Raw genomic sequence first — 14,183 nt, 5'->3', positions numbered from 1 at the left:
CCCTCAGGCGGTGGTGGCGGCGCGTGGCAGGATGGCGGGAAGGATACGCTCAAGGGTCACCCCGCGAGAACCCTTCAACACCACGAGTTCATCCCCCTTCAACCGCTCCGCCAGCAAGGGCCCCATCGTCTCGGCGTCGGGGGCCTCGAGCAGTCGGCCGGCGAAGGCGGCCCGGTAGGGCGCGAAGGCCGGCACAAACTCCCCGACCAGTGCCAGGAGCTCGGGGCGCAGCTCGGCCAACTGTGCCGCCACCTCGGCGTGGAGCGCCGGGGCGTGGTCGCCCAGTTCCCGCATCGTCCCCGCCACGAAGACCAGCGTCTTCCCGGCCCGCATCTCCTGCGCGAGGGCGATCACACTGGCGAACGACTGCGGATTGGCGTTGTAGCCATCGTTCAGGACGGTCAGCGCCCCGTGCTGCTTCAGTTCGCCACGGCCGCCGGGAATGATGAACGATTCCAGCGCCTTCGCGACGGCATCGAGATCCAGCCCAAGCTCCCTGGCCACGCCCCAGGCGAACATGGCATTCCCGGCCTGGTGCCGGCCACGGGCCGCGAGGTGGAAGGTGCGGCCATCGATCGATACGACTGGCCGTCCGTCGGCAGCGAGCGTCACGCTGGTCGGCGTGACGTCAGCGTCGCCGAGCCCGGCGGTGATCACTCGCTGTGCAAGGGCACGAGCACCCGGGACGAGGTCTGCCGGTTCGAGCCCGACGATGGCCAGCGGCACGTCGCGCGTGAGTGACAGCTTCTCCTTGACGACGCCGGCGACCGAGCCGAATCCCTCGAGATGCCCAGCACCGGCATTGGTGACGAGGGCGATGTCGGGGCGGAGGATCTCGCGGTACCGCGGAATCTCGCCCGGCACGTTGGCACCGGCCTCGACCACCATCGCCTCGGTGTCCTCGGGCGCCTGCAGCACGGTCAGCGGCACCCCGACGAGGTTGTTGTCATTGGCCCGGGTGCGGTGCGTCTTCCAGCGCGTGGCGAGCACCGCGGCCACCATCTCCTTCGTCGACGTCTTCCCGTTCTGCCCCGTGATGGCGATCACCGGGCCGGTGAAGCGTTCGCGCCGTGCATGCGCCAGCTCGCCGAGCGCGTGAAGCGTGTCGTCGACCGGGTAGAGCGTCAGGCCCTCAACCGGCGGTGTGCCACGGCGGACCACGGCAGCGGTGGCGCCGGCGTCCCGTGCTGCGTCGAGATAGTCGTGGGCATCGAATCGGTCACCCACCAGCGCGACGAAGAGCGAGCCGGGGACGAGCGCGCGGGTATCGGTACCGACCTGTGCGTAGTGCGCCTCGGATCCTGGAGCGGCGAGCCCAAGTGCCTCACACACCTGTGCGGCCGTCCACGCGATGCTCATCGGCCGACCAACCCCAGCACGATCGCGCGCTCGTCGAACGGCTCCTTCTCGTGGCCGATCACCTGATAGGTCTCGTGCCCCTTGCCGAGCAGCAGCACCACGTCGCCGGGGCGCGCCTGGCCGGTGGCCATCGCGATCGCGATGTAGCGGTCGAGCTCGCGCTCGTACGACCCTTTCGGCATCCCCGCCGCGATGTCGTCGATGATCCGGTCGGGGTCCTCAGTGCGCGGGTTGTCGCTGGTGAGGATGACGTGATCGGCCAGCCGCGCCGCGATCTCACCCATGATGGGGCGCTTCCCGCCGTCGCGATCGCCGCCACAGCCGAAGACCACGATGATCCGCCCCGGAGTCAGCGGACGGATGGTCGCCAGGACCCGCTCGTAGGCATCGGGGGTGTGGGCGTAGTCGCGGATCACGTGGAACGGCGCATCGATGATCCGCTCCATCCGGCCGGGGATCTGCGGCGACTCGCCGAGACGCGCCACGACCTCGGCCATCGGCATCCCGAGGCCGAGCATCACCGCGGCAGCACCGACCGCGTTGGCGACGTTGAATTCGCCGGGGAGCGGGATCGCCACCTCGGCGGTCCCGAAACGACCGGTGAGGGTGAATCGGCTCCCGGCGGTGAGCGCCACCAGTTCCTCGATACGGAGATCGGCATCGGCGGCATAGCCCCAACGCACCGCCCGCCGATCGCCGTGCAGCGCCGACCACGCCGGATCATCGGCGTTGATCGCGAGGACGCCATCGGGGGCGACGAGGTCGGCGAGCCGCAGCTTCGCGGCGAGGTACGCCTCCATCGTGTGGTGGTAGTCGAGGTGTTCGCGCGTCAGGTTGGTGAAGATCGCGCCGGCGTACGTGATGGCATCGAGTCGCCCCTGGTCGAGCGCGTGCGACGACGCCTCCATCGCGACATGGCGCACGCCCGCGTCGACCATCGCGCGGAGCGTCGCCTGCATGTCGACGCTGCCGGGTGTCGTCAGCGTGCCGGCCGTTGAGCTCACGGCCCGACCGCTGCCATCGAAGGCGCCCAGCGTGCCGATACTCCCGGCGGTGCCCTCGGCGTTGAGGAGGTGACGCACCAGCGCCGTGGTCGTGGTCTTCCCGTTGGTTCCGGTGACCGCGACGATCCGCAGGGCATCCGCCGGATGGTGGTACCACGCCTCCGCCAGACGGCGGGCCGCGGCACGGCCGTCCGTGACGACGATCTCCGGAGCCGCGCTTCCCATCGGGTGCTCGACCACCACCGCGCTTGCCCCCGCCGCGACGGCGGCGGCGACGTAGGCATGGCCGTCGGCATCACTGCCGCGCTCCGCGATGAAGAGTGTCCCTGGTGTGACGCGACGCGAGTCCACCGCCACTCCGCCCACCGCCGGATCGTCGGTTGGGGCGGTCACGAGGAGATCGTACTGTCGGAGCACGGCAACCAGCGACTGCAGCGTCATGGGATCGAGTCGGCGTAAAGGGTCACGATGCGGGCGCGCGCCAGCGTGTCGCCGCCCACAGGCAGGGTGTGGCGGGCCAACCCGGTGGCGCGTCCAGCGAGCTGCACCTGATAGCCGGCCCGATGCAGCGCCACGATGGCCTCGCGCACCGGGAGTCCTTGGACGATCGGCACGGCGGCTGTCGCACCGGGTGCTTCAGTCGGTGCGGCGAGCGGGAAGGCCAGCTGCTTGATGGGGCCCGCCGTGGTGACGACCAGTGGGGCCTCGCGGCGCGCCGCCAACGGCGCCTCGATACTGGGCCGATTCAGCGGGGAGGTCCGCGACGCGAGCGACTGCTGCAGGATGTTCCGCACCATCGGCGCCGCCACCAATCCGCCGTAGAACTCCATCCCGCTCGGCCGGTCGATCATGACGTAGACCACGACCTCAGGTGCCTCGCCCGGATACAATCCGGCGAACGAGCCACGATAGACGCCGGTGACGTACTGCCCACGCACCAGCACCTTCGCGGTCCCCGTCTTTCCGACGACGGTGGCGCGGTCGAGTTGCGCCTTCGCCCCGGAACCGCCGGTGTCGGTGGCGAGCCGGAGGTACGACATCAACTGGTGCGCCACCTCGGGGGTGACCGCCTCGCGGACCTGGGTCGGCGTGTGACGCCAGCGCACGGTGTTGGCACCGCCGTCCCGCACCTCGCGCACGATGGAGGGTGCCATCAGGCGGCCGCCGTTGGCGATCGCGGCGTAGGCCGTGGCCAACTGCAGCGCCGAAGCCTCGTAGAAGTAGCCCTGCGAAATCGAAGGCTGGGAGAGGACGGGAATGTCCCAGTCGACCGGATTGCGCAGGGAGCCCGTCGTCTCGCCGGGAATGCCGAGCAGCGCCGGCGTCCCGAAGCCGAAGTCTCGCAGCGCGAGGAACTGCTGCTCCCGCGTGAGGCGCAGCCCGAACTTCGAGATGCCGATGTTGCTCGACACCTTGATCGTCTCTCCGAGCGACAGCATCCCCGACTCGGCGTGCACGTCCTCGATCGAACGACTCTTCCCACCCGGGAGGGCGACCCGCCAGATGCCGCCCTCACCCGAGACCGGCGTGGTGTCGGCGCGCTCGCGCAGGACGGCCGCCGCGGTGAAGAGCTTGGCCGTCGAGCCGGGCTCATTCGCCTCGACGAGCGCCCCCAGGTTCGGCACCAGCCGCCCGGTGGCGGTGTCGGTGCGAAGGGAGGCGGAGGCCAGCAGCTCACCGCTCTTCACGTCGAGCACCACGACGTCGCCGCCCTTGGCCCGATACTCGGCCACTGCGCGTCGGAGTTCGCCCTCGACAATGCCCTGGAGGGCGTGGTCGATGGTGAGGTAGACATCCTTGCCGGCCACCGGTGCGCGCGTGACCGAGCTGGGGATCTTGACCACCTGGTTGTTGACGTCGCGAAGGTAGATCGCCAACCCCGGCGTGCCGGTCAGCACGGTGTCGAGCATCCGCTCGACGCCACCGGAGGCGCGGCCCTTGTCGTCGAGTCGACCGAGGAGCGGCCGCGCCAACTGTTCCAGGGGGTAGACGCGCCGGCGCACGACGTCGAAGTGCACCCCCTTCATGTCGCGCAGCGGGGCAATCTCTTCGGCACTCAGTTCGTCGTAGAAGTTCGGGTAGCGCTTCGCCATCGCCTTGGCGACGCGCTCGGCGCTGAAGCCCGGCAGACGCAGCAACAGCTTGACGACTTTGGCGCTGTCGGTGAACTCGTTCTTGGCGAGGGTGATCCGGTAGGCTTCCTGGGTCTCGGCGAGCGGCACGCCGTTGCGGTCGAAGATCGTGCCGCGCCGGGCGTCGATGCTGTCACTCTCGGTGCGGAGCGCCCGCGCCCGCGCTTCCCACCGCGCGTGCTGGACGACCTGCAACTGGAACGAGCGCCCCAGCACGATGGCGCCGCCGAGGACGAGCAGCGCCTGGACGGCGACGAGTCGGGCGGCGGGCGTCGCCATTCAGCGCGCCCGCTCGACGCGGAGCGAGACCACTTCGGAATCCGATGCGGTGCGCAGACCGAGCAAGGCGATCTTGGGGCCGAGGACGGGGCGGCTCTTGAGCGCCGCCAGCTTCGACTGGAGATCGGCGCGTGCCTCACGCAGGCGGTCGCGATCGATGCGCAGGCTGTCGACGCGTCGGCCCGCCTGGTACGCGGCGCGCTGGCGCACGACGATCGCCCCGGTGGCGGCCAGGAAGACGATGGTCCACGCCAGCACGAAGTGGCGTCCCCTAACCTGCACGCGTTGGCGATTGGTCGCTGGCATCGCTGTTCCGGAAGAAGCGGAGCCGGGCACTGCGGGCGCGTGAGTTGGCGCGGGTCTCCGCGTCGTCGGCAATCACTGCCTTCCGCGGCACCGAGCGTCCAAGGGGCACTTGCCCGCAAATGCACTGGGGAAGGCCCGGTGGACAGGTGCAGCCGGCGCTCCACAACCGGAACGCCCCCTTCACCAACCGGTCCTCGCCCGAATGATAACTGATCACGGCAAGGGTCCCACCCGGCCCGACGGCCTCCCGAAAGAGGGGGAGGACTTCCTCCAGACCGGTCAGTTCCTCGTTCACGGCGATCCGAACCGCCTGGAAGATCCGGGCGAAGTCCCCTGGCCCGCTCCGGGGGCCCAGGGAGGCCCGAATGGCATTGACCAGGTCATCGCTGGTGACCAACGCACTGGTCTCCCGCCGACGGACGATCTCGGCGGCCATACGGCCCGCCTTCGGCTCGTCGCCATACTCGCGCAGCACCTGCTTGAGCTCCGCCTCGTCGACCGAGGCGAGCCACTCGGCAGCGGTCGGCGCATCCGGCCCCATCCGCATGTCGAGCGGCGCGCCTGGCCGGAAGGTGAAGCCACGCGATTCATCGTCGAGCTGCCGGGAAGAGACGCCAAGGTCGAGGAGGAGGAAGTCGGGGCGGAAGGCGCGCACCGCGGCCACGGCCTCGGGGGAGGCGTAGGGGGCGTTGACGTAGTGCATCCGGACGTCGCCGAGTCGGGCCCGCGCCGTGGCGATGGCGTCGGGGTCGCGATCGATCCCCAACACCTCGGCGCCGGCGGCAAGGAAGGCGGCCGCGTGTCCGCCATGTCCGAGCGTCCCGTCCACGACACGCGTCGCGCCCTCGGCACGGGCGAGGATCGGAGCGAGGAGAACGGGAACGTGCAATGCGTCGGTCATGGGGTCCTGGAAACAAAACACCCCGCCCGGCATGCCGGGACGGGATGATGTAAACGGGGCTGACGGGGCTCGAACCCGCGACCTCCGCAGTGACAGTGCGGCACTCTAACCAACTGAGCTACAGCCCCCGATTGGGCAGGTCGCCAATATAGGCGGCCCGCCCCGTCGTGGGAAGGGCTACTTGCAGCGCTGGGCGAGCATCTTCACGACTTCGCCCTTCTCGGACTGAACCGACGGGAGCAATCCCTTGGCGAAGTTCGCGATCGCCGCGGTGGTGCTGGTCGCGGCCGAAACAAGCGCCGGCTCGATCCTCGTCAGCACCGCTTCATACGCCTTCGTCGATTCGCAGGTCGCCTGAGGCGTCCGCACGGCCGTCGACATCTCACGAACCGACGTTGACAAGCCAGCCGAGATGAAGAAGTTGGCGACGACGATCACCTGATTGCTCGTCGGCCCGACCGAGAGGGCCGCGTCGCTCATCGCGATCATCAAGTCATTGTCGGGCGGAGTGGCTTTGCGAACCTCGTCGGCAGCGTTCACCAACAAGCCGGCGTAGTTGTTCTTGGCGTCCAGGTCCGTGAGCCCCTTGACCGTGGGTGCCAGAGAGACCGCCTCGCGGTACTTCTTGCCATCCACGAGCGACTTCACGATCCGCATGAACGCATCAACCTTGGTGTCATCCACCATGATCATCTTGCGCGCCGTGGCCACCGACGAGTCGGACTGACCGGCCCAACCGTAGGCGATCGCCAGCTCTTCGAGGATGTCGGCCCGGCTGTCGTACTTGGCGGCGCCACGCTTGGCCCACATCACGTACTTGGCAGTGTCCGGCTTTTCCTTCGCGGCGTAGAGGATCTTCGCATAGAAGCTGGTGTCGGCCTTGGTCGAGTCGATGCTGAAGACTTCTTCGAGCGACGCCACGGCGCAGGTGAAGTCACCCTTGCCAATACAGACGTTGCTCTTCAAGTCGTACCAGTCGGTGTTGGCCGGGTCCATCTTGATCCCTTCCTCGACGACCTGCATCGCGGCGTCAGGCCGGCCAAAGCCCTGGAAGATCTTGTACGACTGGTCGCGGAGCACCTGGTTGGTCGGCGCGACGCGCAGCATCTGCTGGTACGTCTCGACGACCTTGCCCGAATCGCCCTTGAAGTTGTGGATGAAGGCGATGTGCTGCCACGCCGTCAGCGAGTACTGGTCGGCCTTGGTGACGTCCTGCCAGGCCTGCATCGTCGCCGGTCCGACCGAGTCGCGCTTGCTGGCGATTTCGGCCAGGCAGTAGCTGGCCAGACCGTGGCCGGGCTGCGCCCGGAACGCCTTCTGGGCCGCCTCGTTGGCCTTGTCGAGCTTGGTGGTGCTCTGGTCGAGACACACCTTGGCGTCGTTCCACCCCTTGATCGCCGGGATGATCGCCTCGGCCGCCTTGCCACCGAAGTCGGCCAGCGGCTGGCCGGGGAGCTGCGCGACCGTCGCCACATGGCCGACATCGAGCGACGCGCTCGACCCGGAGACGCGCACGATGAGCGAGAAGCGGCCATCGGCGCCCTTGCTCAGCGTCGACGTGACCACGGTCCGGGCATCGATCTGGTTGGCCAGGCGCATCGCCGACGCGGCGTTGAGCACTTCATTGTCGGCGAAGCCGTAGGCAGCGAGCGCCGTGTTCATGTCACGCTTGGTCAGGATCGTGAACGTTCCCGCCACGGCCTTCGTGATCTTGTCGCGCATCCCGTCGCCGATCGCCACCGAAGCGGCCGAGTCGGTCGAGGTCGCGAGGGCCGGATTGGCCACCATGAGGCGCGGCGGCGGCGCAGCAGTGCGCCCACCGATCGAGGAATTGGCGCGAATCTGCGATGGGGCCGGCGAGGCCGAGGCCACCGTTGCGATGAGCGTGATCGACATGACGTGCTGCAACATCCCGTAGACCTCCGTGAGGTACGCCCTAAAAGACGGTCGAAGTGGCGTGCACAGACACGCCGACATGGGCGAAGAGGGATTCGAACCCCCGACATCCTGCGTGTAAGGCAGGCGCTCTAACCAGCTGAGCTATTCGCCCGCAGTCCTGCCGATCAGGCCAGCAGAGCCAGCGGGAAGAGCACGCAATAGCCGAGGACCAGCAGGACGGCGGCCGCGCTGGCCGAGCCGCTGACCAGGACCGCGTAGCCCGCCACCAGCGTCAGCAAGGCGACCCCGAGCAGGAGCAGATTGCGGCGCGTGAAGAGCGTCGTGGGACGCTCGGACTGCGTTTCTGAGTTTGACATAGCTCAGGAGCCTAGCGGTTCAACTCGGGTGGGTCAAGCGGAATCGGCAGAAATTCGTCAGTTGTAATCGGTTCGTCATCCGGCGGTAGGCTCCAGCCCACGTTGAGTGCCTCCCGCCGCGGTGCATCCAGATGCCGGCGATACGCCTTGGCCCATGCCAGGAGGAGTGCCAGCACCACCCAGACCCCACCCGTCGCCAGCCAGATCCCCCAGTTGTACCGCCGACGGGTCGCCAGGTGCCATGTGTCGGCAAATCGGTCCGCAGTGAGGCCGGTGGTCGCCAAAACCGCCTCCTCGAAGGGGGTGCCCCCCGCCAGCCGCTGGAGGAGCGGATCGAGCGTCCCGGTCGGGTGTCGCCGGCCGAGCTCGGCCACGGCCGACGCGGCCAGCGCATAGGCCGCGGTGGCGTCCCCTTCACTGCCACGCAACGAGGCGTCGAGCGCCGCGAGGGTCGGCACCCGACCGGCGGCCACCGCCAGGTTGAGCTGCAACGCCGCCAATCCGCCGTACTCACGGGACGCCAACACGGCATACCCTTCGTCGAACCAGAGTGGGACGCGGACCTTCACCTTGCGGTGGAGTGCCACGTGCGCCAGCTCGTGTCGGAGGGTGACGTCGGCGTCGCCGCCATCGGCGCGGAGCAGCACCATGCCGCTATTGGGGAGGGCCATGCCGGCGCCCCAGGAGGGGAGTCGGCCCCGCGACCAGCGCTGGAAGGTCTGACGATCGGGGACGATCGCCAGGGTGATCGGTCCCAGGGCGATCCGCCCCAGGCCAAGCCATTGCTGCGGCGCGGCCGCGACCGCCCCGAGCCGCCGGCCGAGCGGCTCCAGCCGGGGGACGGTCACCACGGTGACATTCCCGACGGTGAATTCCACCGCATCGCGGGGGACCGGCCCGCCCTGGAGGGCGAGCAGCAGGGTCAGGCCGGGGACCAACGTGGCGGCATCCCTCCGGCAGCCGTGACGGTCTCCAGATCCAGGCAGCGCGTCTGGTGCGGCGAATGCCGGATGCCGGCGCCGACCCGCCACGCCTCGCGCGCGTCGGCGGGCGCGCCGGCGTGCCAGAGGGCGATCCCGAGCTCGGCCCACCCTTCCCCGAGGTTCGGCCCCAACGTCACCGCGCGGCGGAGCGACGCCACGGCGGAACCGAAGTCCTCGCGGCGCAGCGCGACCACGCCCAGCCAGTAGTGGGCGTAGAGGACCGCGCGCGGATCGGCACTCGCGCTGGCCGTGACATGGCCGAGGTGGACGGCGGCCTCGTCGAATTGATCGCGCTGTAGCAAGGCGACGCCGACCGCGACCCGAGCGAGCCCGTTCGCCGGGTCGGCTTCAAGAATCGGGCGGCAGAGCGCCACCGCGGCATCGACCTCCCCGGTGCGCACCAACGCCCACGCCAGCAGCGCCCGCGCCGTCATGCTGGTGGCGTCCCGCGCGATGGCTTCGCGAAGTGCGGTCGCGGCCGCTGTCCAATCCGCAGCCGCCAGCGCACTCCACCCACGCTCGATGTAACTCGAGGCACCGATATGGTCATGCCGCACCGACACGGCCGCCTCACCGGGCAACGTCTTGAAGCGGTCGACCAACTCGCGAATCGACTCCTTGAACGTGGCGAGCTCGGTGATCAACGTCTCCGCCCGTCGGAAGAGTGCGACGATGTCCGCCTTGATCAGGGCACGCTGTTCGGCCGATGGAGCGGTCGCCAGCGCCGTGGCGAGCCGCGCGTATTCCGCCTGCAACGCGGGCAGGGTGTCGTCGGTCATTGACCCGCCCGCGAACCACTGAGGTTGGCCCGCGCCAGCGCGTGCTCAGGATTGAGCCGCACCGCTTCCTCCCAATGCTGCCGTGCGGTGGGCATGTCGGCGCGCCGGCAGGCCAGATTGCCGAGCTTGAAGAAGAGGTCGTCCCCAAGGGCCGGTGCGAGTTTCGCGGCGCGCAGGTAGGCCTCCTCCGCCTCATCCCATCGCCCGGCCCGATAGAGCAGGTCGCCGAGGTTCTTGGAGATCTGCGGAATGGTGGGGTCTTCGCCGAGCGCGTGGCGCAGGTGCGCCTCGGCCTCGCCCACCTCACCGGACGCCTCGAGCAGGACCCCCAGCGACGTGCGCAGCACGGGATGATCGGGGTACTGCGTGACGCCCTCGCGCACGGTGGCGAGAGAATCCTGCCACGCCTCGGACAGCGCCTGGGCGCAGCCACAGCCCCAGTACCAACGCGCCGGCGGTGTCGCCGTACCAATCAGGTCACGTGCCCGTGCGAAGCGCTCCAGCGCCGACGGCCCCTGGGCACGGCGCAGCGCAAGCAGGCCCCAACCAATCCAGAGGCGCGGGTCGTCCTTCTCGCGCTGGATCGCCTCGGAGAGGGCGGCGTCGGCCTCGTCGAGTCGGCCAAGTGCCTCGAACGCGAGCGCAAGATTGTGGAGCACGGCGGGGCGTGGACCGCTGCGCTCGGCGGCGAGCTTCAGCTGCGTGATCGCCTCCTCCCAGCGCGCCTCACGCAACGCGATCAGTCCGAGGTGGAACGGCCCCTCGCCGTTCTCCGGACGCAACTCCGCCACGCGGCGAAACTCGCGGTCCGCTTCTGCCAGCATGCCGGTGCGATAGAAGGCGATGCCGAGGTTGCGATGTTCGTCGAGTCGCGAGCCGCTCTCGCGGGGTGGCGCCGCTGGGGCCGTGGCGACACGCCGCAGCCGACCGGCACTCAGCAGCCCGTACAGGACACGGCACACCTCGAAGTCGGTCAGCCCGGTGGTGTCCATCAGGTCGCGCGCCGTGCGAATGCCATCCAGCAACGGCAGCAATCGCCGCTCCGTCTCGACCAGCGCCTCGTCGCCCTCGGCCCCGCCGCGCACGTCACCCTCGAGCGCGAAGACGGCATCGAGCGAGGGGATCTTCTTGGCGATGACGCTCCATTCGTCGACGCGTCGCGCGCCTTCGAGCAGGAGGCCGTCGGGATTGAGACGCAGTGCCGCTTCGGGTTCCTCGGGTCGGACACCGGCCTCGAACGAGAAGGTGCCGCTGGTCCAGGTGAAGAGCGTGTAGATCGTCTCCTCGACCTGCCGACGGACTTCGCCCTCGACATCCTCGGGGGTGAGGTAACCCAACTGGCGCAGCACCGCCCCGAGACGCTGCCCCGGCATCGCCTGCTGCACGGCGATGGCCTGCGCCAACTGCTCGGGACGCAGGCGCCCGGCGGCGAGGAGGCGCTCGCCCAGGCGATCGGGGCGCGAGACCATGCCGGCGAAGGTGATCCACCCGTCGTCAAACCAGATCGAGCCGAAGTTCCGCTCGTTGGCGACCGAGAGGCAGCCGGTGCGCCGCCCCAGGAAGAGCAGCTGCACGACGTCGGCCAGCGACGCTTCGCGGAGAGAGCCCTTGATCGCCATCAGCTCCACTCCTCCATCAACCGCTCGGCGATGTCGGGCCACGTCTCGATCATCTTCTCACGGGACCGAATGGCACCACCACCAGGCGCGAGGAGTCCGCTGCCGCGACGGGGCGGCCGTGGCGCCGGAGCCGCCGTGCCATCGAGGATGCTGCGCGCCGTCGTCAGCGTGAGTGGCGCCTGGCGTTCCTCGGCCGCCGCGAGGAGCCGTTGCACCAGCTGCTGCGTGTCACGCAGGGTGACGGCGGGGCGAGCAGCGAGATAATCGACCAGGTCGACATCGCTCGCCAGCGCACCAAGGAGCCGGACCACTTCCTGCACGCGCGCTTCACGATCCGGCGCCCCAAGCTCGAGCACGAGTCCGCCGGCGAGGCGCGTGGCGAGCCGCGGCTCGAACCCTTCCAGCTGCGACGGGGTGACCGTGGTGGTGAACGCCATCTGCCGCCCCGACTCGAGCAGCAGGTTGTAGAGCAGGTAGAGCTCCTCTTGCGAGCGCTCCTTGCCGGCCAGGACCCCGACGTTGTCGAGCAGCAACGCGTCGACGCGGCGCAACCGATGCCGCCAGCGGGTGATCGAGCCATCGGCCAGCGCCGCCACCAGGTCGTCGACGAACTGCTTGGCGTCGAAGACGGCCACACGCTTGAGGCCGGCGGCACGCAGTTCGTGGCCAAAGGCGTGCAGCAGGTGACTCTTGCCGGTGCCCGAACGCCCGACGATCACCATCGGGTTGTAGCGCTGCCCGGGGGCGGTCGCGGCGGTGTGGATCGCCTCGACGACATGTCGCGACGTCTGCCCGACGGCAAAGGCGGCGAGCGTGTAGCGTGGGACCGGGCCGGGCAGCGGCGCACCGCTCTCGCGCGCCTCTTCCACGAGGGCTTCCGCCTCGGCGAGCAGATCCGGGTCGTGCAATGACTGCTCGGAGAGCAGCGCCGGGGCCAGCGTCTCGATCTCCTGCCGGAGGACGCGCAGGCGTTCGACATCGGCCTCGTACTGCGCGAGGATCTCGGCAGGGTCGACCGCCACCTCCTCGGCGAGGAGTGCCTCCAGGCGCGACGTCCGCATCCCTTCGGCGCCGAAGCGCAGCATCGCCTCGGTGATCCGCTGCCGCCACCGATCCACTTGCACCGCGACGGTCGCTGAGAGATCGGAGAGGAAGTCCGAGAACTCGTCGAGCGCCGGGGCCTCGTCAGGCTCCACGGCAATCGGCTCTGCCACGACCGGCTCGACGACCACGGCGCCGTGCCCGAGGCTCAGCATCAGTTGCCGTACCTGGTCGCTCGCGAGCGGTGCGGTCTGGACGGCCTGCTGCGCCACGAGGCGATTGTGCGCGCCAAGCAACTCGCGGACGGTGGTGATCGGCAGCTGGGCGACGACGTCAAGCACCTCGGGCGCGAAATGCACTTGCCGGTCGTTGCTGCGGCGAGTGAGGATGGCCAGGCGTGTCTCGTAGTCCGGTGCACCGATGTCGATCACCAGGCCGCCGGCGAAGCGGCGGATCAGCCGCTCATCCAGCGACTGGATCTCCTCGGGGGGACGGTCGCCGGCGAGCACGATCTGTCGATCGGCCGCCATCAACAGGTCCATCAAGCGGAGGAGCTCCGCCTGCAGCTCACGGCGATCCGACAGCAACTGGGCATCGTCGAGCAGGACGACGTTGGCCTCGGTGAAGCGGCGGCGATACGCCTCCGCCTGACCGGCGGCAATGGCTGCCTGATAGGCCTCGACGAAATCGTCGACCGTGACGTACTCCACCACGCGCGAGGCATCGATCGCCAGCGCCTCGTTCCCGATCGCCATCAGCAGGTGCGTCTTACCGAGGCCTGGGCGGGCATAGATGAAGAGCGGGTTGTAGACCGCACCCGGCGATTCGGCGACGGCCTTGGAGGCGGTAAAGGCAAGCCGATTCGCCGAACCGACGACGAAGCTCCCGAAACGCGCGTGGGGATTCAGCATGCGCCGCTCACGTTGCTGCCTCGGGGAGGGCGATCACCTGGCGCATCACGGTCGCGATGAGCGACTGCAGGGCGCGGAAGACTCCTTCGCCGCGGACTAGATCGCAACGAAAGAGCGGCGCCCCCTCGGGGTTGAGGATCGCGGCGAGCACGGGCTCGTCCAGCAGCAACTCTTCGGGCAGGTCCTGCTTGGTCACGGCGAAGACCACCGGCAGCACCCGCGTGGTCCCGTTGGCGTCCGGCCACTGGGCGTAGAGCGCGGCGAGCGCCGCGATGTTGGCCTCGAGCCGACTCGCCTGCGCATCCACCACGAAGAGGACGCCATCGGCCTGGGCCAGTACCAGGCGCCGAGTGGCGTCGGCCTGTTCTTGCGCCGGCACGGCATAGAGGTGGACGCGGGTGCGCCAGCCGGCGACGTCGCCGAGGTCGAGTGGCACCCAATTGAGCGGCAGTCCGACATCGGATGGCTCGCCGACCGGTTCCTCGTCGCCTCGGTGCGCGAGGGCGATCCGTTCGTGGATCGCGCGCAGCACGGCGCTCTTCCCGGCACGCGCCGCGCCGTACACGACCAGCGTGAGCGAGAGCGTCCTGGCGTCCTGATCGAGGCGCGCCATG

The 14,183-nt window shown here is 69.3% G+C and carries 12 protein-coding genes and 2 tRNA genes; all 14 read right to left on the bottom strand.

Annotation, left to right across the window (positions count from 1 at the left end; translation table 11 throughout):
• Positions 1 to 3: 3 nt before the first annotated feature.
• Complete coding sequence (locus IPG05_11730) at positions 4 to 1,359, bottom strand: UDP-N-acetylmuramoyl-tripeptide--D-alanyl-D-alanine ligase (protein MBK6495747.1); 1,356 nt, start codon at positions 1,357 to 1,359, stop codon at positions 4 to 6.
• Positions 1,356 to 2,804: a UDP-N-acetylmuramoyl-L-alanyl-D-glutamate--2,6-diaminopimelate ligase gene (locus IPG05_11725; GenBank protein MBK6495746.1), complete on the bottom strand. Its 1,449-nt coding sequence runs from the start codon at positions 2,802 to 2,804 to the stop codon at positions 1,356 to 1,358. The genes IPG05_11730 and IPG05_11725 overlap by 4 nt, the downstream gene beginning before the upstream one ends.
• Positions 2,801 to 4,774 carry a penicillin-binding protein 2 gene (locus IPG05_11720; GenBank protein MBK6495745.1) on the bottom strand — a complete coding sequence of 658 codons (1,974 nt, stop codon included), beginning with the start codon at positions 4,772 to 4,774 and terminating at the stop codon, positions 2,801 to 2,803. Before IPG05_11720 ends, IPG05_11725 begins: the two co-directional genes overlap by 4 nt.
• A complete protein-coding gene (locus tag IPG05_11715) occupies positions 4,775 to 5,080 on the bottom strand; it encodes a hypothetical protein (GenBank protein MBK6495744.1) in 306 nt (101 codons plus the stop codon).
• Positions 5,046 to 5,981, bottom strand: a complete 936-nt coding sequence (gene rsmH, locus IPG05_11710) for a 16S rRNA (cytosine(1402)-N(4))-methyltransferase RsmH (GenBank protein ID MBK6495743.1) — start codon at positions 5,979 to 5,981, stop codon at positions 5,046 to 5,048. The genes IPG05_11715 and rsmH overlap by 35 nt, the downstream gene beginning before the upstream one ends.
• Positions 5,982 to 6,035: 54 nt before the next feature.
• Positions 6,036 to 6,109 (bottom strand) — tRNA-Asp (locus IPG05_11705).
• Positions 6,110 to 6,158: 49 nt separating this feature from the next.
• A complete protein-coding gene (locus IPG05_11700) occupies positions 6,159 to 7,892 on the bottom strand; it encodes a hypothetical protein (protein MBK6495742.1) in 1,734 nt (577 codons plus the stop codon).
• A gap of 65 nt (positions 7,893 to 7,957) precedes the next feature.
• Positions 7,958 to 8,031, bottom strand: a tRNA-Val gene (locus IPG05_11695).
• A 13-nt stretch (positions 8,032 to 8,044) separates the two neighbouring features.
• The gene (locus tag IPG05_11690) at positions 8,045 to 8,236 is read right to left on the bottom strand and encodes a hypothetical protein (protein ID MBK6495741.1); all 192 of its coding nucleotides are present in this window, start codon (positions 8,234 to 8,236) and stop codon (positions 8,045 to 8,047) included.
• A gap of 11 nt (positions 8,237 to 8,247) precedes the next feature.
• Positions 8,248 to 9,174 (bottom strand): hypothetical protein, encoded by a 927-nt coding sequence (locus tag IPG05_11685; GenBank protein MBK6495740.1) that lies wholly within the window; start codon positions 9,172 to 9,174, stop codon positions 8,248 to 8,250.
• Positions 9,159 to 9,998: a tetratricopeptide repeat protein gene (locus tag IPG05_11680; GenBank protein ID MBK6495739.1), complete on the bottom strand. Its 840-nt coding sequence runs from the start codon at positions 9,996 to 9,998 to the stop codon at positions 9,159 to 9,161. Before IPG05_11680 ends, IPG05_11685 begins: the two co-directional genes overlap by 16 nt.
• A complete protein-coding gene (locus IPG05_11675) occupies positions 9,995 to 11,617 on the bottom strand; it encodes a tetratricopeptide repeat protein (GenBank protein MBK6495738.1) in 1,623 nt (540 codons plus the stop codon). Before IPG05_11675 ends, IPG05_11680 begins: the two co-directional genes overlap by 4 nt.
• Positions 11,617 to 13,569, bottom strand: coding sequence for an ATP-binding protein (locus IPG05_11670; protein MBK6495737.1), 1,953 nt, complete (start codon positions 13,567 to 13,569; stop codon positions 11,617 to 11,619). Before IPG05_11670 ends, IPG05_11675 begins: the two co-directional genes overlap by 1 nt.
• Positions 13,570 to 13,576: 7 nt before the next feature.
• A complete protein-coding gene (locus IPG05_11665; GenBank protein ID MBK6495736.1) occupies positions 13,577 to 14,182 on the bottom strand; it encodes a GTPase domain-containing protein in 606 nt (201 codons plus the stop codon).
• Position 14,183: the final 1 nt, after the last annotated feature.

This window comes from Gemmatimonadota bacterium (genome assembly GCA_016704275.1).
GTDB lineage: Bacteria > Gemmatimonadota > Gemmatimonadetes > Gemmatimonadales > GWC2-71-9 > Palsa-1233.
Note: the sequence above shows the minus strand (reverse complement) of the source record. Positions and strands in the feature narration are given on the sequence as shown.